Source organism: Microtetraspora sp. NBRC 13810 (assembly GCF_030268685.1).
Classification (GTDB): domain Bacteria; phylum Actinomycetota; class Actinomycetes; order Streptosporangiales; family Streptosporangiaceae; genus BSRQ01.
Window position 1 is genome coordinate 253,564 of the sequence record NZ_BSRQ01000005.1, and the last position, 21,707, is coordinate 275,270.

Annotated in this window: 24 protein-coding genes; 17 read left to right on the forward strand and 7 right to left on the reverse strand. The window is 72.3% G+C overall.

Annotated elements, in window-relative coordinates; all coding sequences use genetic code 11:
- The first annotated feature begins 26 nt into the window (after positions 1-26).
- Together dapC and QSK26_RS12945 are read left to right on the forward strand one after the other, a co-directional pair.
- On the forward strand, positions 27-1,106 hold the full coding sequence (dapC, locus tag QSK26_RS12940) for a succinyldiaminopimelate transaminase (protein WP_285775324.1): 1,080 nt from the start codon (positions 27-29) through the stop codon (positions 1,104-1,106).
- Positions 1,107-1,117: 11 nt separating this feature from the next.
- Complete coding sequence (locus QSK26_RS12945; RefSeq protein WP_285775325.1) at positions 1,118-1,774, forward strand: DUF4178 domain-containing protein; 657 nt, start codon at positions 1,118-1,120, stop codon at positions 1,772-1,774.
- On the opposite strand, the gene QSK26_RS12950 is transcribed toward QSK26_RS12945, so the two are convergent.
- Positions 1,749-3,155, reverse strand: a complete 1,407-nt coding sequence (locus QSK26_RS12950) for a hypothetical protein (protein ID WP_285775326.1) — start codon at positions 3,153-3,155, stop codon at positions 1,749-1,751. The genes QSK26_RS12945 and QSK26_RS12950 overlap by 26 nt on opposite strands.
- Positions 3,156-3,307: 152 nt before the next feature.
- Between QSK26_RS12950 and QSK26_RS12955 the strand changes: the two genes are divergently transcribed.
- Both QSK26_RS12955 and QSK26_RS12960 read left to right on the forward strand, forming a co-directional pair.
- Positions 3,308-3,964, forward strand: a complete 657-nt coding sequence (locus QSK26_RS12955; RefSeq protein WP_285775327.1) for a response regulator transcription factor — start codon at positions 3,308-3,310, stop codon at positions 3,962-3,964.
- Entirely contained in the window at positions 3,961-5,127 is a 1,167-nt protein-coding gene (locus tag QSK26_RS12960; protein WP_285775328.1) for a sensor histidine kinase, read from the forward strand. Before QSK26_RS12955 ends, QSK26_RS12960 begins: the two co-directional genes overlap by 4 nt.
- Here QSK26_RS12960 and QSK26_RS12965 read toward each other — a convergent pair.
- Positions 5,115-5,951, reverse strand: coding sequence for a hypothetical protein (locus QSK26_RS12965; RefSeq protein ID WP_285775329.1), 837 nt, complete (start codon positions 5,949-5,951; stop codon positions 5,115-5,117). The two genes, QSK26_RS12960 and QSK26_RS12965, sit on opposite strands and share 13 nt — an antisense overlap.
- 118 nt (positions 5,952-6,069) lie before the next feature.
- Here QSK26_RS12965 and QSK26_RS12970 point away from each other — a divergent pair, with 118 nt between their 5' ends.
- The 4 genes from QSK26_RS12970 (at position 6,070) to QSK26_RS12985 (ending at position 9,690) form a co-directional block, all read left to right on the forward strand.
- Positions 6,070-6,903: a 2,3,4,5-tetrahydropyridine-2,6-dicarboxylate N-succinyltransferase gene (locus tag QSK26_RS12970; RefSeq protein WP_285775330.1), complete on the forward strand. Its 834-nt coding sequence runs from the start codon at positions 6,070-6,072 to the stop codon at positions 6,901-6,903.
- 94 nt (positions 6,904-6,997) lie between these two features.
- Positions 6,998-8,053: a succinyl-diaminopimelate desuccinylase gene (gene dapE, locus QSK26_RS12975; protein WP_285775331.1), complete on the forward strand. Its 1,056-nt coding sequence runs from the start codon at positions 6,998-7,000 to the stop codon at positions 8,051-8,053.
- A 228-nt stretch (positions 8,054-8,281) separates the two neighbouring features.
- A complete protein-coding gene (locus QSK26_RS12980) occupies positions 8,282-9,076 on the forward strand; it encodes an LOG family protein (RefSeq protein WP_285775332.1) in 795 nt (264 codons plus the stop codon).
- Positions 9,077-9,108: 32 nt separating this feature from the next.
- Positions 9,109-9,690, forward strand: coding sequence for an LOG family protein (locus QSK26_RS12985; protein WP_285775333.1), 582 nt, complete (start codon positions 9,109-9,111; stop codon positions 9,688-9,690).
- Between the two features lie 47 nt (positions 9,691-9,737).
- On the opposite strand, the gene QSK26_RS12990 is transcribed toward QSK26_RS12985, so the two are convergent.
- Entirely contained in the window at positions 9,738-10,127 is a 390-nt protein-coding gene (locus QSK26_RS12990) for a hypothetical protein (RefSeq protein ID WP_285775334.1), read from the reverse strand.
- Positions 10,128-10,208: 81 nt separating this feature from the next.
- Between QSK26_RS12990 and QSK26_RS12995 the strand changes: the two genes are divergently transcribed.
- Entirely contained in the window at positions 10,209-10,922 is a 714-nt protein-coding gene (locus tag QSK26_RS12995; protein WP_285775335.1) for a hypothetical protein, read from the forward strand.
- A gap of 30 nt (positions 10,923-10,952) precedes the next feature.
- On the forward strand, positions 10,953-11,534 hold the full coding sequence (locus QSK26_RS13000; RefSeq protein ID WP_285775336.1) for a DNA-3-methyladenine glycosylase I: 582 nt from the start codon (positions 10,953-10,955) through the stop codon (positions 11,532-11,534).
- A gap of 99 nt (positions 11,535-11,633) precedes the next feature.
- Here the strand turns inward: QSK26_RS13000 and QSK26_RS13005 are convergent, their stop codons facing one another.
- Both QSK26_RS13005 and QSK26_RS13010 read right to left on the reverse strand, forming a co-directional pair.
- On the reverse strand, positions 11,634-12,422 hold the full coding sequence (locus QSK26_RS13005) for an enoyl-CoA hydratase-related protein (RefSeq protein ID WP_285775337.1): 789 nt from the start codon (positions 12,420-12,422) through the stop codon (positions 11,634-11,636).
- Positions 12,423-12,432: 10 nt separating this feature from the next.
- The gene (locus QSK26_RS13010) at positions 12,433-13,215 is read right to left on the reverse strand and encodes a PaaX family transcriptional regulator (protein ID WP_285775338.1); all 783 of its coding nucleotides are present in this window, start codon (positions 13,213-13,215) and stop codon (positions 12,433-12,435) included.
- A 181-nt stretch (positions 13,216-13,396) separates the two neighbouring features.
- Between QSK26_RS13010 and QSK26_RS13015 the strand changes: the two genes are divergently transcribed.
- Both QSK26_RS13015 and QSK26_RS13020 read left to right on the forward strand, forming a co-directional pair.
- The gene (locus QSK26_RS13015; protein WP_285775339.1) at positions 13,397-13,564 is read left to right on the forward strand and encodes a DUF3117 domain-containing protein; all 168 of its coding nucleotides are present in this window, start codon (positions 13,397-13,399) and stop codon (positions 13,562-13,564) included.
- Positions 13,565-13,688: 124 nt separating this feature from the next.
- Positions 13,689-15,113 carry a leucyl aminopeptidase family protein gene (locus QSK26_RS13020; RefSeq protein WP_285775340.1) on the forward strand — a complete coding sequence of 475 codons (1,425 nt, stop codon included), beginning with the start codon at positions 13,689-13,691 and terminating at the stop codon, positions 15,111-15,113.
- On the opposite strand, the gene QSK26_RS13025 is transcribed toward QSK26_RS13020, so the two are convergent.
- On the reverse strand, positions 15,097-15,747 hold the full coding sequence (locus QSK26_RS13025; protein ID WP_285775341.1) for an O-methyltransferase: 651 nt from the start codon (positions 15,745-15,747) through the stop codon (positions 15,097-15,099). The two genes, QSK26_RS13020 and QSK26_RS13025, sit on opposite strands and share 17 nt — an antisense overlap.
- A gap of 170 nt (positions 15,748-15,917) precedes the next feature.
- Between QSK26_RS13025 and sigE the strand changes: the two genes are divergently transcribed.
- The 5 genes from sigE to QSK26_RS13050 all read left to right on the forward strand — a co-directional run bounded on the left by sigE (position 15,918) and on the right by QSK26_RS13050 (position 20,638).
- Positions 15,918-16,616, forward strand: a complete 699-nt coding sequence (gene sigE, locus QSK26_RS13030) for an RNA polymerase sigma factor SigE (RefSeq protein WP_285775342.1) — start codon at positions 15,918-15,920, stop codon at positions 16,614-16,616.
- A complete protein-coding gene (locus tag QSK26_RS13035; protein ID WP_285775343.1) occupies positions 16,613-17,278 on the forward strand; it encodes an anti-sigma factor family protein in 666 nt (221 codons plus the stop codon). Before sigE ends, QSK26_RS13035 begins: the two co-directional genes overlap by 4 nt.
- Positions 17,275-18,357, forward strand: a complete 1,083-nt coding sequence (locus tag QSK26_RS13040) for a sigma-E factor regulatory protein RseB domain-containing protein (RefSeq protein WP_285775344.1) — start codon at positions 17,275-17,277, stop codon at positions 18,355-18,357. Before QSK26_RS13035 ends, QSK26_RS13040 begins: the two co-directional genes overlap by 4 nt.
- A gap of 80 nt (positions 18,358-18,437) precedes the next feature.
- Positions 18,438-20,180 carry a S1C family serine protease gene (locus QSK26_RS13045; protein WP_285775345.1) on the forward strand — a complete coding sequence of 581 codons (1,743 nt, stop codon included), beginning with the start codon at positions 18,438-18,440 and terminating at the stop codon, positions 20,178-20,180.
- 113 nt (positions 20,181-20,293) lie between these two features.
- Complete coding sequence (locus QSK26_RS13050; protein WP_285775346.1) at positions 20,294-20,638, forward strand: sec-independent translocase; 345 nt, start codon at positions 20,294-20,296, stop codon at positions 20,636-20,638.
- 135 nt (positions 20,639-20,773) lie between these two features.
- Here QSK26_RS13050 and modA read toward each other — a convergent pair whose 3' ends face one another.
- Positions 20,774-21,583, reverse strand: a complete 810-nt coding sequence (modA, locus tag QSK26_RS13055; RefSeq protein WP_285775347.1) for a molybdate ABC transporter substrate-binding protein — start codon at positions 21,581-21,583, stop codon at positions 20,774-20,776.
- Positions 21,584-21,707: the final 124 nt, after the last annotated feature.

Sequence of the window (21,707 nt, forward strand, 5' to 3'; positions counted from 1 at the left end):
CGCCACCTACCCCTGGGGGAGAGTCGTTGAACGGGCTGCCGGATTTTCCATGGGACAGGCTCGCGCCGTACAAGGAGCGGGCACTGGCACATCCCGACGGCATCGTCGACCTGTCGGTCGGCACCCCGGTCGATCCGGTGCCCGAGCTCGTGCGACAGGCCCTCACAGCCGCGGCCGACAGTCCCGGCTACCCCCAGACGTACGGCACGGCCAGGCTGCGTGAGGCGGCCGCCGGTTGGCTGCGCCGCCGGCACGGCGTGAGTGTCGATCCGGCGGCCGTGCTCCCGGTGATCGGCTCCAAGGAGCTGGTCGCGTGGCTGCCGACCCTGCTGGGCGTGCGGCCGGGCGAGCGGGTGGTCTTCCCCGAGCTGGCCTATCCCACCTACGACGTGGGGGCGCGGCTGGCGGGGGCGGAGCCGTTCGCGGCCGACGGGCTGCTGTCGCTCGGGCCGGAGACGGTGCCGCTGGTCTGGGTCAACTCGCCGTCCAACCCCACCGGAAAGGTGCTGCCCGCCGAGCACCTGCGCAAGGTCGTCGCCTGGGCGCGGGAGCGCGGCTGCGTGGTCGCCTCCGACGAGTGCTACATCGAGCTGGGCTGGGAGGAGCGACCCGTCTCCATCCTGCATCCCGATGTCTGCGAAGGCAGCCACGAGGGGCTGCTCGCGGTGCACTCGCTGTCGAAGCGTTCCAACCTGGCCGGTTACCGGGCCGCGTTCGTGGCGGGCGATCCCGCGCTGGTCTCGCGGCTGCTCGAGGTGCGCAAGCACGCGGGCATGATCATGCCGGAGCCGGTGCAGGCGGCGATGGCCGCGGCGCTGGACGACGACGCGCACGCCGAGGAGCAGCGCGGGCGTTACGCGGCGCGGCGGGCGGTGCTGCGGCCCGCCCTGGAGGCCGCCGGCTGGCGGATCGAGCACTCGGTGGCCGGCCTGTACCTGTGGGCGTCCAACGGCGAGAGCTGCTGGGATCAGGTCAGGGAGCTTTCCGGAAAGGGGATTCTGGTCGCCCCCGGTGAGTTCTACGGAACCGCAGGTGAGCGCCATGTCCGCATCGCCGTCACGGCGACTGACGAGCGGATCGGTGCGGCCGTGGAGCGACTCCAGTAAGATCCGGCTGCATGACCTCTGCGGTCGTTCTCGGACTGAGCGCCGCCCTGCTCGCTCTTCTGCTCGGCGCCTTGGTCGTCACCATGCGACAGGACAGGAAGCGGTCCACCGCTCCCGTCCCCCAGCCCCTGCCGGGGCCAGTCGACGATCCGGCGCAGCCCGGTACGGGCCGGGTGGGCACCGACTATCCGGATCCGCGCACCATCAAGGTGGGGGACACGGTCGACTGCCCCGGCGTGCGCGCCCGGGTCCGCGGGGCGTTGCACGTGTCCTGGCGTGGCAAGCAGTGGACCGAGTACCGGCTGGACGACAAGGCGCGGCAGTACCAGTGGCTGTCCGTCGAAGAGGTCCAGCACGAGTTCGGCGACGTCCCCTCCCATCTGGAGGTGCTGCTGTGGACCTCGGTGCCCACGATGGGCATGGTCCCGGCCAAGAGCACACTGATCATGGAGGGCGTGGAGTTCGCCCCCGAGCAGCGGGGCACGGCCGCCTTCCGCTCCGAGGGGGACACCGGCCATCCTGAGCGCGGGTTGCTCGACTTCGCCGAGTACCGCGCGCAGGACGGGCGGCTGCTGTCCTTCGACCGGGTGCAGGGCGACGCGTGGGGCGCGTCCTACGCCAGCCCGCTGCCCCCCGGCTCCATCAAGATCGAGCGCGCCCCCGCCTAGGGAGGGACCGTCGCAGGGCCGCCGCGCCCAGCCCCGCGGCGAGGCAGGCCATCGGGATCGCCGGCAGGATGTAGCGGTGGTCGAAGCTCAGCGCGGCGACCGGCCCGACGAGCAGCGTCATCGCGGCCGCCCAGGGCAACAGGGCGGCCCGCCGCCGTCCGACGGAGCCGATCCCGCCCACGACGAGCAGCACGGCGAACAGCGGCCCGTACAGCACGTTCGGATACCGGTAGGCGGACATGACCGTGGCGTACGGTTCGACGGAGGACAGGCCGCGGATGTCCGGGTCGTACGTCCGGCGCACCTGGTCGATCAGCGGGAAGCCGGGCAGCGGCCAGGAGCCGGAGGGGAACGACAGGGCGGGTGCGACCCGATCCGGATGGCGTACCGGTGTCCATCTGAACGCGAGCGTGGTCTCCTTGACGACGTCGGCGAGATAGTCGAGCGGCTGGGCGGCGATCGCGCGCAGGGCGAAGGAGCGGGCCAGGTCGTTGTGCGAGAAGCGGCTGCCCGGCAGGAGGTTGAGCGAGGCGCCGGCGGCCCACACGTACTCGGAGGAGGCGTCCACGACGGTGCCGTTCGGGCACAGCTTCGCCTCCGGGGCCGGCGGTCTGATCACGGAGCAGTCGGCGAAGGTCATCGTGCGGGCCCACAGCGCCACCCCGTCCGAGCCGCTGATCGCGAACCGCCCGTGGTGCTGCTGGTACCAGGCCGCGTATCCGGCGAGGGGCAGCAGCCCGGCGGCGGCCGTCGCGACCACCCGCCGCCACCCGGCCCGGCGCAGCAGCAGGTGCGCCAGGAAGAGCACGAGCAGCGGCGCGGCAGCCGTACGGGTGAGCGTGGCCAGCGCCAGCAGCGTGCCCGCGAGGGCGCCCGCCCGCGCGGACGGCACCGGCCGCCACATCATGACCGTCATCGCCGCCACCGCGAAGAAGATCACCTGGGTGTCCGCCAGTACGGCGTGCTCCAGCCGGACGAACGCCGGGTTGAACAGCACCGGCAGCGTGACCAGGGCCGCCCCCCACGCGGGCAGCGCGTGCCGGCGGAGCACCAGGTAGATCATCACCGCGATGCCGAGCCCCATCACGTGCTGTATGGCGGCGACCAGTTCGACGCTGTGGAAGGGCAGCAGCAGCCGCAGGAAGGCGGAGTAGCCGGCCGGGTGGAAGCCGTCGGCCGGGCGGAAGTGGACGGCGCGGTCCATGTAGGTGAAGGAGTCGTACCAGTAGACCTGGGCGGTGTCGTAGCCGAGCATGACCAGGCCGCGCAGGGCGGCGGCGAGCGCCAGCACGACCGCGAAGAGGCCGTGGCCTTCTGCGAGGAAGGAGCGCCGCCCCCGAGGTTCGGCCCCCGTCCTGACCTGGGTGGGTGTGACGAGCATGGAAGATCCCCCGGCCGGGCGCCGGGACGGCCCCGGCGACGATGAGAGGGATTCCAGCGATCTATCGATAACCTTGGCGTCACCTGATCCGGTTACGCGTGCGTTATGGCCTTCCTGGAAGGCTGACGCGATCAGAGGGGGATGGAGGCGCTTTGCGGGTCTTGGTGGCCGAGGACGAGCGGATGCTCGCCGACTCGATCGTGGAGGGGCTGCGCGCGGAGGCGCTCGCCGTGGACGTCGCCTACGACGGGCACGCCGCCCTGGAACGGCTCGGCGTCCACGACTACGACGTCCTCGTCCTGGACCGCGACCTGCCGGGCGTGCACGGGGACGACGTGTGCCGGACCGTGGTCGCGGACGGGCTCCTGGTCCGCGTCCTCATGCTCACCGCCGCCGGGGACGTCCGCGCCCGGGTGGCCGGCCTGTCCCTGGGCGCCGACGACTACCTGCCCAAGCCGTTCGCCTTCGAGGAACTCGTGGCCAGGATCCAGGCGCTCGGCCGCAGGGTTCGGCCGGCCGACCCGCCGATGCTGGAACGGGCGGGCGTCCGGCTGGACCGGGCGCACCGGCAGGTGTTCCGGGACGGTCGTTACGTGCCGCTGGCCAGGAAGGAGTTCGGCCTGCTGGCGGAGCTGCTGCGGGCCGGCGGGGCGGTGGTGTCCAGTGAGGCGCTGCTGGAGAAGGTGTGGGACGAGCACATCGACCCGTTCACCAACACGGTCCGCACCACGATGATGAAGCTGCGCCGCAAACTCGGCGACCCGCCGGTCATCGAGACCGTCCCCGGAGTGGGGTACCGGATTCCGTGAAGTCCAGCATCCGGCTGAGGTTCGCCCTGGCCTGCGGCGGCGTGTTCCTGGTCGCCGGGCTGGCGGTGCTCGGCGGCGTCGCCGTGATCGTCCGGCAGAGCCTGGAGCCCAGGGACGGGCTCAGGGCGCCGTCATGGATCAAGGTCGCCGGGCGGGTCGTTCCGACCTACACCGACCAGTACTACATCGCCCAGCAGCGGGTGGCCCAGGTCCGGCGGATCTACCAGGCCGACACGGTGCGCAACGTGCTCGTCACCGGCTCCCTCGTGCTCGTCGCGGGCGGCGGGCTCGCGATGCTGGGCGGCTGGCGGGTCGCCCGCTGGGCGATGCGGCCCATCGGACCGATCATCGGCGACGCGCGCCGCGTCGCCCAGAGCCACGACCTGGCGGGCCGCATCCCGTACCAGGGGCAGGACGACGAGATCAGGGAACTCGTGGACGTCGTCAACGTCATCTTCGGCCGGCTCGCCCGATCCTTCGACGGGCAGCGGCGGTTCATCGCCAACGCCTCGCACGAGCTGCGCACCCCGCTCACCATCAACCGCACCCTGGTGGACGTGGCGGTCCGCCGGCCGGACGCGACCGACGACGTCAAACGGCTCGGCGAGTCGCTGCTGCTGGTCAACACCCGGCACGAACGGCTGATCGACAGCCTGCTCGCCCTGGCCGAGGGCGAGCAGGCGATCGTGGACCGGCGCCCCTTCGACCTGGCCGACGTCACCGAGCACGTGCTCGACCTCGCCGCCGAGGAGGCGGCCGAGCACGAGGTGGTCTTCCACCGGCTGCTGGACCCGGCGCCGACCTCCGGCGAGCCGGTGCTGGTCGAACGCCTCGTGCAGAACCTCGTGGAGAACGCGATCCGGCACAACAACGCGGGCGGCCAGGTGTGGGTGACCACCCGGCACCGCGCCGAACGCGTCGAGCTGGTGGTGGCCAACACCGGGCTGCCGGTCCCGGCGTACGAGATCGAGACGATCTTCGAGCCGTTCCGTAGGCTGCACGGGGACCGGCTGCGCTCGGACCGGGGCAGCGGGCTCGGGCTGTCGATCGTCCGGGTCGTCGCCGAGGCGCACGGCGGGACGGTGACCGCCACCGCGCGCGAGGAGGGCGGCCTCACGCTCACCGTCGAGCTGCCCCGCGCCCGGCACCCTCAGATGATCTGAACGTGCCGAGAGGTCGCCTCCGCGTCGTCCAGCCAGCCGTCCTCGCCGCCGTCCGCCGACCAGGCGAGCCCCGCGAAGCGGACCTTGCGCAGGCCGTACGGCTGGGCGTGCGCGACCGACCACGAGGCGATCAGCCAGCCGCGCCGCGACGTCGGCGCGCTGATCCGGTCGCCGGACGTGGCCGTCTCGCCGAGCGCCCGCACCAGCTCCGCCTGGGCCTGCTCCGGGCGCGGCGGCGCGGGCGACTCCTCGGTGGGCGGCGGGAACCAGCAGCGCACGGCCTTCGGGACCCGGCCGGTGAACGCGTCGGCCAGGATGCGCGCGCTCACCTCGTGCGGGGCGTACGCGCTGCCGTCGGCCGACCGCTGCACCGCCTGCGCGGCGTCGTGCAACGCGAGCTTGCGGTAGCCCTTGACCTTGACCAGCGCGGCGAAGAACCGGTTGGTCGCGTAGACCGGGTCGAGCAGCTGCTCGGCGCTGCCCCAGCCCTGGGAGGGCCGCTGCTGGAAGATGCCGACCGAGTCGCGGTCGCCGAACGGCAGGTTGAGCAGCTTCGACTCCTGCAGCCCCGTCGCGTAGGCGATCACCACGGCCCGCTCGGGCAGCCTGCGCCGCTCGGCCACGGCGGCGATCGTCGAGGCGATCTGGGCCTGTTCGAGCTCCAGGCTCAGCGTGCCCTGCGGGGTGACCACCTCGCAGTGCTCGCCGAGCGCGAACGGCTCGGTCTGCCTGAGCAGCAGGTAAACCCCGGCGTAGATGGACACCGCCAGCACGACGACCACGATCGCGATGGTGATGACCGCTCGGGAATATCGTCGCCGCACGCTGAAAACCTACCTGCCCGGCGGAGTGCCGCGAGTACGGTCGGCGGCCGGGCCACGCCGGGACCACGCCGGGACACTGTGAAAGCGGGCGGTCCGGACACCACTAAGCTCCCGTTTCATGAGCCAGAGCTTTTCCAGCCCGCTGCCGGCAGCCATCGACGAGCTGTGGGAGCGCCGCGCCGACCTGAGTCCCGACGACACGGAGGCGCGCGGAGTCGTCGTCGGCGCCGTCGACCTGCTCGACACCGGCAAGGCCCGGGTGGCCTTCGTCGACGAGGCCGGCGAGGTCGTCGTGGACGAGCGGGCCAAGCGGGCGATCCTGCTCAGCTTCCGGGTCCTCGGCATGGCGCGGTCCCAGGTGGGCGACTTCCAGCACCACGACCGCATCCCGCTGAAGACCACGCTGGACGGTGTGCGCGTCGTGCCCGGCGCGATCGCCCGGTGGGGCGCCCACCTCGCCCCCGGCGTGGTGCTGATGCCCTCCTACACCAACATCGGCGCCTACGTGGACTCCGGCACGATGGTGGACACCTGGGCCACGGTCGGATCGTGCGCCCAGATCGGTAGGAACGTGCACCTGTCCGGCGGCGTGGGCATCGGAGGCGTGCTCGAACCGCCGAACGCCGTGCCCGTCGTCATCGAGGACGAGGCCCTGATCGGCAGCCGCTCGATGATCGTCGAAGGGGCGAGGGTGGGCAAGGGGGCCGTCGTCGGCGCCGGGACGATCCTGTCCGCGTCGATGCCGGTCATCGACGTCGAGACGGGCGAGGAGATCAGCAGGGGCAGGATCCCCGACTGGTGCGTGGCGGTCGGCGGCACCCGGCAGAAGGAGTTCCCCGGCGGCACCTTCGGCCTGCCCTGCGTGCTCGTGCTCAAGCGTCTGGAGGAGGGCCAGCGGCACGACAAGGCGACGATCAACGACGTGCTGCGCCAGCACGGCGTCAACGCCTGAGCCGCACCGCCGCCCCGCTCCGTGACCTCCCGCACCGCTCCGTGGCCTCGCCGGTCGCGGAGCGGGGCGCCGGCTGCCGATAGGCTCGGCGGACATGGAGCTGGATCTGACGCGCGACGCCGGCACCCTGGCGGCGCGGATCGTGGACATCGAGTCGGTGAGCGGAAACGAGCGGGAGCTCGCCGACGCCGTGGAGAAGGCGCTGCTCCGGCTCGGGCATCTCAAGGTGACACGCGACGGCGACGCCGTCGTCGCCCGCACCGAGCTGGGCCGCGCCGAGCGCGTCGTGATCGCCGGGCACATCGACACCGTCCCGGTGGCGGACAACCTGCCCAGCCGGGTCGAAGGCGACCGGCTCTACGGCTGCGGCACCTCGGACATGAAGAGCTCCGTCGCGGTGGCCCTGCGGCTCGCCGCCGCCCTCACCGAGCCGAGCAGGGACATCACCTACATCTTCTACGACTGCGAGGAGATCGAGGCCGAGCGCAACGGGCTGCGCAGGCTCAGCCGTACCCACCCCGACTGGCTGCGCGGCGACTTCGCGGTGCTCATGGAGCCCACCGACGGCCTCATCGAGGGCGGCTGCCAGGGCACGCTGCGCGCGGAGATCGTCTCCCGCGGGACCCGTTCGCACAGCGCCAGGTCCTGGCTCGGGGTCAACGCCATCCACGGCATCCAGCCGATCCTCGCCGCGCTCACCGCCTACGAGCCGCGCCGGCCGGTGGTGGACGGGCTGGAGTACCACGAGGGGCTCAACGCCGTGTGGGTGCGCGGCGGCGTGGCGGGGAACGTCATCCCCGACGAGTGCGTGGTGACCGTCAACTACCGTTTCGCCCCCGACCTCGACCTCGCCCGGGCCGAGGAGCACGTGCGCGAGGTCTTCGCAGGACACGAGGTGCGGGTCACCGACGGCGCCCCCGGCGCCCGGCCCGGTCTCACCCACCCCGCGGCGGCGGCGTTCGCCGGAGCGGTGGGCGGGCAGCCGCGGGCGAAACTCGGCTGGACCGATGTGGCGTTGTTCTCATCACTGGGTATCCCGGCGGTGAACTATGGCCCGGGAGATCCCAATCTGGCTCATCAGCGCGCGGAGTTCGTCTCGCTGGAGAAGGTCGCGGCCTGCGAGCGGGCGATGCTCGCCTGGCTCGGCTGACCTGCCCGGGAAACCCGCACAATATGAAAGTGGCTTTCCTCGCCGGCCATTTGGCGGGGAAAGCCACTTTCAGTCCCGAGCAGCACCCTCGTCACTTAGACGCAGCCTCCGCGATTACCGGTTCCGCGGGTTCCGGGAGTTTTTCAAGATTCTTCCGGCGGGAGTCCGGACCGGACGATGATGGGGATCCGGGCACACTTTGGGCCCCGCGCCGGTTAGCGTGACCGCATGAAACAGATCCGTCCCGAGCGCCGTCAGGGAGCCTCCGTGGTCCGTGGCAGCCTCGTCCCCGATTCCACCCACGACCAGCGCCTTCTCGACCGGCAGGGGCCGGCCGAGTGGCTGCACATGGACCCGTGGCGGGTGATGCGCATCCAGGCGGAGTTCGTCGAGGGCTTCGGCCAGCTCGCCGAGCTGCCCCCCGCCGTCACCGTCTTCGGCTCCGCGCGCACCCCCGCCGACTCGGCCGAGTACCGGATGGGCGTCCAGGTCGGGAAGGCGCTCGCCGAGGCGGGTTACGCGGTCATCACCGGCGGCGGGCCGGGATGCATGGAGGCGGCCAACAAGGGGGCGGTGGAGGCGGGCGGCGTCTCCGTGGGACTCGGCATCGAGCTCCCCTTCGAGCAGCGGATGAACGACTACGTGGACCTCGGCATCGAGTTCCGCTACTTCTTCGTGCGCAAGACGATGTTCGTGAAGTACGCCAGCGGCTTCATCGCCCTGCCCGGCGGCTTCGGCACCATGGACGAGCTGTTCGAGGCGCTGACCCTGGTCCAGACGCACAAGGTGACCTCCTTCCCGGTGGTCCTGCTCGGCTCCTCCTTCTGGGGCGGCCTCCTCGACTGGATCCGCGGCCCCCTCGTGGACACCGGCAAGATCTCCCCCCAGGACCTCGACCTCCTCCAGGTGTGCGACGACGTGGACGAGGCGGTGAGCGCGATCGTCAAGTCCGACGAGGAGCGCAACGGCCGGGTGGCCGAGGAGGCCGAGTCGGTCGCGCGGACCGTGGCGGACGCGCAGTGAGCGGCCCGCCGTCCGGCCGTTAGGCTGTCGGCGTGTTCGTCTGTGTGTTCTGCGCATCGAGTCAGAAGATCGATCAGAAGTATGTGGATCTGGCGGCGGAGGTCGGCGACCGGCTCGCGAAGCGCGGGCATTCGCTGGTCAGCGGCGGGGCCAGGGTCTCCTGCATGGGCGCGGTCGCCCGCGCCTGCCGGGCCGCCGGCGGGCACACCGTCGGGGTGATCCCGCAGGCGCTGGTGGACATCGAGGTCGCCGACGAGGACTCCGACGAGCTGATCGTCACCGGTGACATGCGGGAGCGCAAGGGCGTCATGGACGCGCGCGCCGACGCGTTCCTCGTGCTGCCCGGCGGCATCGGCACCATGGAGGAGCTGTTCGAGATCTGGACCACCCGCATGCTCGGCCTGCACGAGCGCCCGCTGGTGGTCCTGGACCCGTGGGGCCTCTACGACCCGCTCCGCGAGCTCGTCTCCGGCATGTACGACCAGGGCTTCACCCGGCCGCACGTCTTCGACGCGGTCTCCTGGACGACGACCACGGACGAGGCCCTCGACCGGATCGAGGCCGTCACCGCCCGTCTCACCCCCAGCGCCGAGGAGCTGGCCGAGGCCGAGTAGCCCTCCCGGAGGCGGTCAGGCCGGGAAGGCGGTGGCCGGGAAGGCGGTCAGGCCAGGCCGCGGCGGGTGAGGGCCGGGGGTCTGCGGCCGGCGAGGCTCTCCGTCATCCGCAGGGCCATCCGCACCTGCTCGGGCCGCGCCGTACGGAAGACCCGGGCGCCCAGCCAGGCGCACACGCAGGCCACCGCGATCTCGGCGGCCTCGGCGTCATCCGCGCCCCCGGCCTCCCCGGCGCCCTCGGCGTTCCCGGCCCCGGCTTCCTCGGCGTCCCGGGCGGCGCGACCGGCGGCGGTCGCCAGGGCGGCGGTCGCCAGAGCGGCGGGGGTGACGGCGACGGTGCGGCCCTCCCGGACCAGGGTCTCCAGCTCCGCGATGCTGCGGGCCTCGGCCCAGCCGGGACCTGCGGGGTCGGCAAGGCCGATGACCAGGGGTTCCATGCGTCCGATCGTAGGGCAGCGGAGCGCCCGCGTAGATCGGTGGGCCCCTCCGGTCCGGTGAGTTTGTGGCACCATGCGTATGTGCTCGTCGTACTCGCCCTGGCCGCGCTGGCCATCCTCGCCGGTGTGGTCGCGGTCGCCATGGGACGCGGTGGTGAGCTGAAGGAGTTCCCGCCGGACGTGCCGCCGCTCGACCTTCCCGAGGCCGGGCAGCTCTCCGCCGTCGACTTCGCCGCGCTGCAACTGCCGGTCAGCCTGGTGGGGTACCACACGCAGAGCGTCGACGAGACCCTCCAGCGGGCCGCCGTGGCGATCAGCGCCCGGGACACCAGGATCGCCGTGCTGGAGCAGCGGGTCACCGAGCTGCTCGCCGGCCGCCTCCAGGCCCGCCAGGAGGCGCAGGCCGTGCCGCCCCGGCTGGCCCACGAGCCCGGCGCCCCCGAGACCCCGCGCCCGCCCGCCCCCTGGACGGAGCCCGCGCCGGAACCCCGGGACGCCCCCTCCGCTCCCGCTCCCGCCGCCGACCCCGCTCCCGCCGACGCCGCCGGGGCGGACGCCGAGGACGCCCGCCGTCGCGCGACCGAGGACGCCCGCCGTCGCGAGGCGCCCGGGGCCGTCGTGGAGGCGGCGGACGCCGGGACGGGTGACGCTGAGAAGGGCGAGTCCCGCGAGGACGGGGAGCCGGAGGACGAGGTCCCGGCGAAGAGCGACGGCAAAAAGTTCGAGTTGAGGGAGTCCCCCGAGTCCTATGGGGGATGGGCGGGGGACCGGTCCGACGTTGAAGAAGCTCGGTGACCCGTTCCCGACGCCTTTGGAGTACCGCACATGACCGGACCGGATATCCGGACGCCCGCCGCCGACCTGATCCGCTGCCCGTGGGCCACCTCCGCGCCTGACTACATCGCCTACCACGACGACGAGTGGGGGCGCGAGGTCCGCGGCGACGACCGGGTCTTCGAGCGGATGACGCTGGAGGCGTTCCAGTCCGGCCTGTCGTGGCTGGTGATCCTGCGCAAGCGGGAGAACTTCCGCAGGGCCTTCGCCGGGTTCTCGCTGACCGAGGTCGCCGCCTTCACCGACGCCGACGTCGAGCGCCTGCTGGGCGACGCGGGCATCGTCCGCAACCGCGCGAAGATCGAGACGGCGATCTCCAACGCCAGGGTGGCGCTGGAGGTGCCGGAGGGCCTGTCCGAGCTGGTCTGGCGTTATGCCGACGCCGGCGCCCCGGTGCCCAAGGCGATCGGCGACGTGCCCGCGCAGACCCCCGGCTCCAAGGCCCTCGCCAAGGACCTGAAGTCACGCGGCTTCCGCTTCGTCGGCCCCACCACCGCCTACGCCCTCATGCAGGCCATCGGCCTCGTCAACGACCATCTGGCCGACTGCTGGGTGCGCACCGCCCGCCCGTGACCCCGGCGCCGACGGTCCGCGAGCGGCCCGCCGGCGCGGCGAGGGGCCACGACCCCCTCGTCAGTGGCCTATGTCAGTGGCCTATGTCAGTGGCCTATGTCAGTGGCCTTCGAAGGCGGGCTGCCGCTTGTCGAGGAAGGCGCGGGTGGCGTTCAGGTGGTCCTGGGTGGCCGCGGAGGCTTCCTGGAGGTCGGCTTCGAGGTCCAGGGACTGGTTCAGCGGGTGGGAGGCGGCGAAGGCGAGGGCGCGCTTGGTGGCCGCGTAGGCGCGGGTGGGGCCCTGCGCCAGCCGTACGGCGAGCTCGCGGGCGGTCTTGGGCAGGTCGGCGGCGGGGACGACACGGGTGACCAGGCCGAGTTCGAGCGCGCGGGTCGCCGGGACCGGCTCGCCGAGCAGGAGCATCTCGGCGGCGACCGCGGGGCCGGCGAGCCGCTGGAGCGTCCAGGAGGAGCCGGAGTCGGGGGCCAGGCCGATGCCGGAGAACGCCATCGCGAACTTCGCGTTGTCCGCGGCCACGCGCAGGTCGCAGGCGAAGGCCAGGGCCGCGCCCGCGCCCGCCGCGACCCCGTTGACCGCGGCCACCACCGGCTTGTCCATCTCCACGATCGCGGACACGATCGGGTTGTAGTGCTCGCGCACGGTGTTCGCCAGGCCCCGGCCGGCCTCCAGATTGTCGGCGTGCTCGCGCAGGTCCTGGCCCACGCAGAAGGCCCGGCCCGACCCGGTGATCAGCACCGCCCGCACGTCGTCGTCGCCCGCCGCCCGCTCCAGGGCGTCACGCAGCTCGACCTTCATCGCGGCCACGAGCGCGTTCATCGCGTCCGGCCGGTCGAGTGTGATGGTGGCGACGTGGTCTGAGACTTCGTGCCGCACGTAACGGTCACTCACGGTGGCTCTCCTACATCTCGGCGAGGTTGCGGTCGACGAACGCGGCCGCGGGGGGCAGCAGGCGGGCGGCTTCCCGCTCGAAGTAGGCCCGCGCCTTCTCACCGGGCCACTCGGACGGCAGTAGCTCGGCGGGAAGCCCCGGATCCCGGAAGAGGAAGTTGCGCCACCCGTGCACCAGTCTGCTCCTGGTCGCGAACACCTGATCGGCGGGGGCGTCGTCGGACAGCCCGCCCACGAGTTCCACGGCCTGGGCCAGCCAATCCTCGTATGCCCTCGCCATGCCCGCCAAATCCCACGCGCGGGCGACCAGCTCCCGCGGGTCGCCGTCGAGCGCGGCCAGGAACAGGTCGGCGCGCACCCGCTCGGCGGCGAAGAGCGTCGCCAGCTCCGCCGAGGGCCGCGGACCGATCCAGGTGGTCTCGGAGAGCGGGGCGTAGCCGAAGAAGGCCAGGTCGGCCCGGAGCCGCGCGCGCCTGGGCCGGTCCCGCACCGGCTCGACCACCACGAGGTGCCACTGCCCGGACCATGTGATCGTCCCCGCCCGGTAAATTCTCAGAGCCGTCTCGTCCAGCCTCCGCACGCACTTGGGCGTCACCGCGTAACCCGGCCCCGGCGGCAGCCGTACGGGGGCGAGCCAGCCCTGCCGGACCATGCGCGAGATCGCCGTCCGCACGGCCGGGGCGGCCACTCCCAAGGGCGCCATGAGGCGCACGAGCGCGGCCACGGAGGCCCGTCCGCCGCGGGCGCGCAGGTGGTCGCCGTACAGGTCGAAGAGCGCGGCGCGGGCGTTCACGAGCACCAGTTTGGCCGTCTGCAGGGGGCCCGACAACGCATTCTGGGAGGAGATCGTTACCCGGCAGCCACCGGGAGGCGGGATAATAGGACATCACAGAAGACGTGAATGCGTCGGCCGCCCATCCAGGCGTCGGCCGAAGATCGCAACCGCGGAGCCCGAGGCAGGAAGGGATGCACGCATGGCGGCGATGAAGCCGCGGACCGGCGATGGTCCGCTGGAGGTCACCAAGGAAGGACGGGGCATCGTCATGCGGGTCCCCCTGGAGGGTGGCGGCCGGCTGGTCGTGGAGCTCTCGGCCGACGAGGCCGGTGCCCTCGGCGATGCGCTCAAGCAGGTCGTAGGCTGACGGACGCACGTTTCGTCATCCAGTGACGGCCCTGGCCAGCGGGTTCTCCATGTCTGGCGGGGGGAGAGACCGGGGTCGTCACCTTTCGATCCGCCACCCGGGCGGACAGTAAGAAGGAGCCCCCTTGCCCATCGACACCTCGGTCACCCTTACCGCCCAGCCTGCCCCGGACGCGCTTCTGCTGGCCTTCCCCTTCGACGCCGACCTGGCGCCCGACGCCCCCGACCTGCCGGTCCCGGTGGCCGGCCTGCTCGCCCACCACGAAGCCAAGGGTGAGGCCGGGGAGATCGTGGAGGCTCCGTTCGCCCGCGGTGAGACGGTCGGCCGGGTGTTGTTCTACGGCATCGGCGACGGTGGGGCCGCGGCGTTGCGCAAGGCGGGCGCCGCGGTGGCCCGCAGGGCGAAGGGCCGCCCCGCGTTGAGCGTCGTGCTCCCCCAGGGGGCGGGGCAGGTGTCCGCGCTGGTCGAGGGCGCACTGCTGGCCACCTACGCGTTCCGGATCGGCGAGAGCCGTACGAAGCCGGTGGCCGCGGTCGAGTTCGTCACGGCGGCCGAGGGCGCGGCCGAGGGGGTACGGCGGGGCGAGACGATCGCGCGGGCCGTGGCGGTCGCCCGCGACCTCGCCAACACCCCCTCCTCGACGAAGAATCCCGCCTGGCTGGCCGAGCGGGCGGGCGAGCGGGGCGTGGCCGTCCGGGTGTGGGACGAGGACGCGCTGAAGGCGGACGGCTTCGGCGGCATCCTCGCGGTCGGCCAGGGCTCGACGCAGGAGTCCAGGCTCATCCAGCTCTCCTACGAGCCCGAGGACCACGACGGGCGGCACGTGGTGCTGGTCGGCAAGGGCATCACCTTCGACAGCGGCGGCCTGTCGCTGAAGCCCACCGACAACATGAAGCTGCAGAAGACCGACATGGCGGGCGGCGCGGTCGTCATCGCCGTTCTCGGCGCGCTGCGCGAGCTCGGCGTGCGGGCCAGGGTGACCGGGCTGGTCGCCGCCGCCGAGAACATGCCGTCGGGCACCGCCCAGCGGCCCAGCGACGTCATCACCCACTACGGCGGGCGCACGGTCGAGGTCCTCAACACCGACGCCGAGGGGCGGCTGGTGCTCGCCGACGCGCTGGCCTACGCCGACGCCGAGCTCGACCCCGACCTGGTGGTGGACATCGCCACCCTCACCGGGGCCATCACCGTCGCGCTCGGCCGCAGCGTCGGCGCGATCTACGCCAACGACGACGACCTCGCGGCGGCCCTGGTGGACGCGGGCGGCGCGAGCGGCGACCCGCTGTGGCGGATGCCGCTGATCGACGACTACGCGCCGGCGCTGGAGTCGGCGGTGGCCGACCTGGCCAACGTGGAGTCCGGCGGCACCTACGGCGCCGGTTCCATCACGGCCGCGCTCTTCCTGCGCGAGTTCGCCGGCAAGCGGGCCTGGGCGCACCTGGACATCGCCGGAGTCGGCCGCAGCATGGCGGACGAGGGCGTCCTGAGCAAGGGGGCCACCGGGTTCGGGGTCCGGCTGCTGCTGGAGTGGCTCACTCGGAGATCTTGAGCGCGGCCAGCAGCCCGTCACCCAGCGGGATCAGCACCGGGCGCAGCCGGTCGTCGGAGCGGACCAGCTTCGTCAGCTCGCGGATCGCCACCGTGTCCGGGTCCCGCTGGGCAGGGTCGGCCACGCGGTGCTCCAGGAGGGCGTTGTCGAAGGCCACGATGCCGCCCACGCGCAGCAACCGCACCGACTCGGCCAGGTAGTCCGCGTACTCGTGGGTGACCGCGTCGGCGAAGACCAGGTCGTAGCCGCCGTCGGACAGGCGGGGCAGCACGTCGAGGGCACGCCCGGTGATGAGCCGGGTGCGCCCGCCGGCGAACCCGGCCTGGGAGAACGCGATCCGGGCCAGCCTCTGATGCTCGGGCTCGACGTCGACGCTGGTCAGCGTCCCGTCCGGGCGCATGCCCCGGAGCAGCCACAGCCCCGATACGCCGCATCCGGTGCCGATCTCAACGACCGCCTTGGCGTTGATGGCCGTCGCGAGGAAACAGAGCGCGGCACCTCCGCCCGGGAGGATCGGGGGAGCTCCGACCTCCGCGGCGCGCTGCCGCGCGGCCCGCAGGATCTCGTCCTCGACGTGGAACTCCTCGGCATAGGCCAGAGTGGCCTCCACCGGACTGTTCGGCATCGGGTCCATTGGCCTCTCCTCCCTGCTTTCGCCGTACGCACTCTTTGCTCGCTGGTCGCAGCCTAGGGGAGGGAAGCCCGAACGGGAACTCATGTGCCCCCCGGTGCGTTGCACGGTTTAAGCGGCCTTTGCCGGATCGCAGGGCAGTCCGTACGCATGAAGGGACGAAACCAGGCACTATGGCGATAGCGGTGGTCCCGGAGAGAGGAGCGCTGGTGGACGACCACCAGTCGGAAACTCCAGTGTCCGAATGGACTCCTCCCACGTGGGAGGAGGTCGTCCGGACACACTCGGCGCGGGTGTATCGACTCGCCTACAGGCTGACCGGCAACGTGCACGATGCGGAGGATCTCACACAGGAGGTCTTCGTCAGGGTCTTCCGTTCGCTGTCGAGCTATACGCCCGGCACGTTCGAGGGCTGGCTGCACCGGATCACGACCAACCTTTTCCTCGACATGGCGCGGCGCAAGCAGCGGATCAGGTTCGAGGGGCTGGGTGACGACGCGGCCGAGCGGCTGCGCGGGCGTGAGCCTTCTCCGGCGCAGGTCTACGACGACACTCATCTGGAGCCCGACATCCAGGCGGCGCTCGACGCGCTCGCCCCGGAGTTCCGCGCGGCCGTCGTGCTGTGCGACATCGAGGGCCTGTCCTACGAGGAGATCGCGGCGACGCTCGGCGTGAAGCTGGGCACGGTCCGCAGCCGTATCCACCGAGGCCGCTCACAGCTGCGGGAGGCGCTGGAGCACCGCGCGCCCCGCGGCGGACATCTCCCCCCGACGACGATCCAAGGGGAGGACTTCGTGAACGAGCGCGGCGACAACCACGTCAACAACCCTGGCGAGGGCCACGGCGAGCCGCTGGGCGGGGAGCGGGCATGAGCCATCTGGGAGAGCGCGTATCGGCGCTGGTGGACGGTGAACTCGGCCACGTCGAGCGGGAGCGCGCGCTGGCACATCTGACCTTCTGCGCCGACTGCCGGTCAGAGGTCGAGGCCGAGCGGGCGCTGAAGAACCGGCTGCGGGCGCTCGACGGGCCCGCGATGCCGGCCGACCTGACCATGTCCCTGCTGCGGATGTCGGAGCCGGGAGGCCCGCTGCCGCCCAGGGTGCGGCCGTTCCCGGACGCGTCGCGGTCCTTCGGCGGCGTTCCGCTGCCGGGCATGCACAGCGGCGGCCCGCCGGACAACCGGCCGCGCGGCAGGGCGCAGAGCCGTGGCGGGCGGGCCAGGCGGGCCGGTTACGTCGCGGTCGGCCTGACGTCCGCGGCGGTGGCGTTCGGCACGATGTTCGTGGTCGGCGGGCTCGGCGCCACTCCGGCGGTGGTGCCGCAGATGGAGAAGTTCGCCAACCAGCACAAGACCACCGCGCCCTACGGCCAGCTCAACGTCTTCGGGTCGGCCTCCACGCCGCCCGCCGTGCCGTACGAGCCGGCTCGCGGGGACGGCGCGCCGTACGCCCGGTCCGCGCACGACACGCCCACGCCCACTCCGCGGCCGGCCACTCCGGCACCCGGGACGCCGTCGACGCCGCCCCTGAGGTGAGCCGGTCGTCGCTCGGCGTGCTGGTGGCGGCCGTGGTGCTGCTGAGCCTGGCGGTGAGCGCCAGGGCCGGCACGGTACCGCCACCGGACCAGGAGGGCGACGACACGGGCCTCCATCTGCTGCGTGAGGCCGCGGCGGCGGCCCGCCTGCAGGATTACACCGGCACGCGTTTCGTCACGTCCTGGGGGATTTCAGGGGCTTCCTCCACGCTGTTTGACGTGCGTCACACGGCGGCCGGCGGCCTCTTCGTGGACGACGTCTCACCTCGGGAGCCGGGCCGGTGGGTGGACCCCGGCTCGCTCGCCGGCGGGATGGCCTCCCCGCCCGAGGGGATGCTGCGGACGCTGGCCGGCAACTACCGGGTGGTGCCCGCGGGCGGCGGCGTCGTGTGCGGCCGGGACAGCCTGATCGTGGAGGCGCTGCGCCCCGACGGCACCAGGGCGGCCCGGTTCTGGATCGACGAGCTGAGCAGGCTGCTGCTGCGCAGGGAGATCCTGGACGGCGCCGGGCGGGTCGCCTACGCCGACACGTTCCTCGACCTCACCCTGCCGGACCCGCGCCCGGTGCCACCGGCGACCGGCTCGGCCCCGGCCGAGCCGCCGCGGGTCCCGTCGCCATCCCCGTCGCCATCCCCGCCGCAGTCCTTGCCGCAGTCCCCGCCCGGCCCGGAGGAGCTCGACCGGCTGCGTGCCAGGGGATGGGAGTTCAGCGGGTCGCTTCCCGGCCGGCTGAGACTCTTCAGCGCCAGCGATGCGGCGAGAGATTACCTCTATTTGGGGTACTCAGATGGTCTGTCGGTCGTGTCGGTCTTCATCCAGCCCGGCGACCTCGACGAGACCCGGTTGAGGGGGTGGCATGCGCAGTCGCTTGACGGGCATACGATCTGGATTCGGGACTCCGTCGAGCGGGAGGCGATCTGGGCCAGTGGGGGGCATGTCTACACCGTCCTGGCCGACGCTCCGGCGGACATGGTCGACGCCGCCATCGCGGCGCTGCCCCACGAGGGCGAACCCGGCCTGTGGCTGCGCATGGGCAAGGGTGCCGCGCGGCTTCTGTCCTGGATCAACCCCTTCGAGTAAAGACCCCTTTTACATCTCTCGTATGTCCACGAGAAGAGAATCATCGTGTCACATACGAGCCAAGGAGTGGTGAGGCAGCGATGACCGACGAGCAGCGGGCTCAAGCCCCCCAGGAGGATGCCTGGGTCGGCTCCGCCGGAGGCGGGGATCGCCGGCCGTCGGAGCTCCAGGAGCCCCTGGGCGGGCGCGATCAGGCGCTCGCGCAGGACACGGCGTCCGGCGACCGGGCCGCGGCCCCCGGCCTGGGCGGCCCCGCCAAGCCCGACTTCCTGCCCGCCGACCACGTTTCCGCCGACCAGGTCGCCGGTGACCGCTTCGCCGGTGACCGCGACCGGGCGGACGACCGCTGGTCCGCGTCCGGGCCGGAGCAGTCCGGCGGGTCGTCCGGCTGGGGCGACCCGTCGGGGGACCTCTCAGGCGGCCGTGACTCCGGCTGGGGCGACCCGTCCGGAGCCCAGCGCGACTCCGGCTGGCAGGCCGGCGACACCGGCGCCTACGCCCACCAGGCGGACGCCGGATCCACGGACACCGCCGCCTACCCCGCCGACATCAATCCGATGCACGGGCCGACCCCGCCCCCGCCGCCCGCCAGGGCCTTCGGCATGGGGCCGGGCTGGGCGCCGCCCCCGCCGGGCGGTCCCGGCGGTCCGGGAGGCCCCGGCGCGTTCGGCGCCGCCCCCGGCGTGGCCGTCATCAGGCGCGGGCCGCGCACCGGATTCCTCATCGTGCTCGCGATCGTCATCGCGATCATCGCCTCGGCCCTCGGCAGCATCGGCACCTACGTGCTCACCAGCGAGGACGGCGGCCCCGACCCGTCGTACAACCTGGGCTCGGCGCCGACCGGCACCGTGGACCGCGCGCCCGACTCCGTCGCGGGGGTCGCCTCCCGGGTGCTGCCCAGCGTGGTCTCCCTTGAGGTGGAGGGCAACGGCGAGGCGGGCACCGGGTCCGGGTTCCTGATCAAGGGCGGATACGTGCTCACCAACAACCATGTGGTGGCCGTCGCCGGTCAGGGCGGGGACATCAAGATCCAGTTCAACAACCGGAAGGTCACCGCGGGCCGCATCGTCGGCCGCGACCCGGCCTCCGACCTCGCCGTGGTGAAGCCGGACGACGACTTCGGGATGCCGCAGATCGCCCTGGGCAACTCCGACAGCGTCGTCGTCGGCGACCCGGTGATCGCCATCGGTTCCCCCCTCGGCCTGTCCGGCACGGTGACCACCGGCATCGTCAGCTCGCTCAACCGGCCGGTCGTCGCCGGCGGCGAGACCGGCCCGACGGACCAGAGCTACATCAACGCCATCCAGACCGACGCCGCGATCAACCCGGGCAACTCCGGCGGTCCCCTGGTCAACAGCGCGGGCCAGGTCATCGCGGTCAACTCGGCGATCGCCACGCTCACCGGCAGCCGCTCGGCGGAGAGCCAGGGCGGCAGCATCGGCCTCGGCTTCGCCATCCCGGTCAACCACGCCCGCCGGGTCGCCGAAGACCTCATCAGCACCGGCAGCGCCAAGACCTCGCGGATCGGCGTCAGCATCGACCCCTTCTACCAGGGCCAGGGCGTGCGCATCGCCTCCCAGGTGGAGAACGGCCAGGCCCCGGTCGAGGCCGGCGGCCCCGCGGACAAGGCGGGCCTCAAGCCCGGCGACGTGATCCTGGAGGTGAACGGCACGCCGGTGACGACCGACCAGGAGCTGATCGTGCTGATCAGGAGCAAGGCGCCCGGTGACAGGCTGTCCATCAAGTATCAGCGCGGTGGCCAGGAGAAGACGGCCGAGGTCACGGTGCAGGCCAGCGCCCTGCCGAGCCCCTCGCCCTCCTGAACAGTAGGGACAGGTGGCGCACCGGCGGCCCGGGCGCCGGAACAGGCTATTAGTCTGGGATCCGTCCGGGCCGTTTCAGGTGGGCGGCCCGATGGTTCGTGGTAGGAGATCACGTGTTCGGACTCGGCGGCTTTGAGATCGTGGCGCTGGTGGTGATCGCGCTGCTGGTGTTCGGGCCGGACAAGCTGCCACAGGCCGCCTCGCAGGCGGGGCGTACGCTCCGCAACCTGCGCCGCATGGCCAACAACGCGAAGGACGACCTGCGGTCCGGGCTCGGCCCGGAGTTCCGCGACTTCGACCCCGCAGATCTCAACCCGCGTACCTTCGTCAGGAAGCACCTGATCGACGACCTGGAAGACGACTGGAACCGCCCGGCCGCCGATCCGATCAACGACCTGGAGCCGACGTCGGAGCTCAAGTACGGCGAGATCCCGCCGTACGACAACGAGGCCACCTGACCTCGGCGGCGGGGCATCGGCACGGTGACCGTGCCGATGTCCCGCCGGATCTGGGTGAGCACGCCGTGGCAGGGGCCGCCCAGGCAGATCGCGTTGGTGACCGGCGAGCTCATGCCCGGGTGAGCGTCGTTCCGGTCACGGAGCCTCGAAACCGGCCTTGGTCAGCACAGTCTCACCCGGCTGCGACAGCACCAGATCGACGAAGCGCCTGGCGAGGTCCGGAGCCGGGGCGCCGGTCAGGGTGGCGATCGGATAGTCGTTGATCGCCTTGTCGGCCTCGGGGAAGGTGATGCCCCGCACCTTGCCCGCGGAGGCGATCACGTCGGTCCTGTAGACCAGGGCGGCGTCCACCTCGCCGAGCTCCACCTTGGTGAGGGTGGCCTTGACGTCCTGCTCCAGGGTGACCGGGGTGACCTTGAGCCCGGCCGCGTCCAGCGCCTTGACCGCCGCGGCGCCGCACGGCACCTGCTCCGCGCACAGCGCGACCTTCACCTTCGAGTCGGCGAGGTCCTGCAGGTCGTCCACCTTGGCCGGGTTGTCGGCCGGGACGGCGATCTCCAGCTTGTTCCGGACGAACGTCGTCGGAGTGCCGGCCAGCGAGGCGTCACTGACGGTCTTCATCGTGGCCGGGCTGGCCGCGGCGAACACGTCGGCGGGGGCGCCCTGCACGATCTGCTGGGCGAGGGTGGCACTGGAGCCGAAGTTGAAGGTCACCTTCGTGCCGGGGTTCTCCGACTCGAAGGTCTTGCCTAGCTCGGTGAAGGTCTCGGTGAGCGAAGCCGCCGCGAAGACCGTCAGCGAGGTGGCGGCGGGGGCAGTGGAGGCGGCCGAGCCGGAGGCGGCCGGAGCGGCGGTGTCGCCGGAACCGGTACCACAGCCGGCCAGGCCCAGCACCAGCGCGAGGGCGGGCGCCGCGAGGGCCCACCGGTGAAGACGGCTGCGCACTGAAACTCCTTACTGACTCGCGATGCGAGTGCGATCGGGGATTTCCACGAAAGAGCTGGTGGAAGACGGCCGGGTCGGCGCGGCCGTCTTCCGGTGACCTCGCCGGTGCGGAAAGGGGGACGGC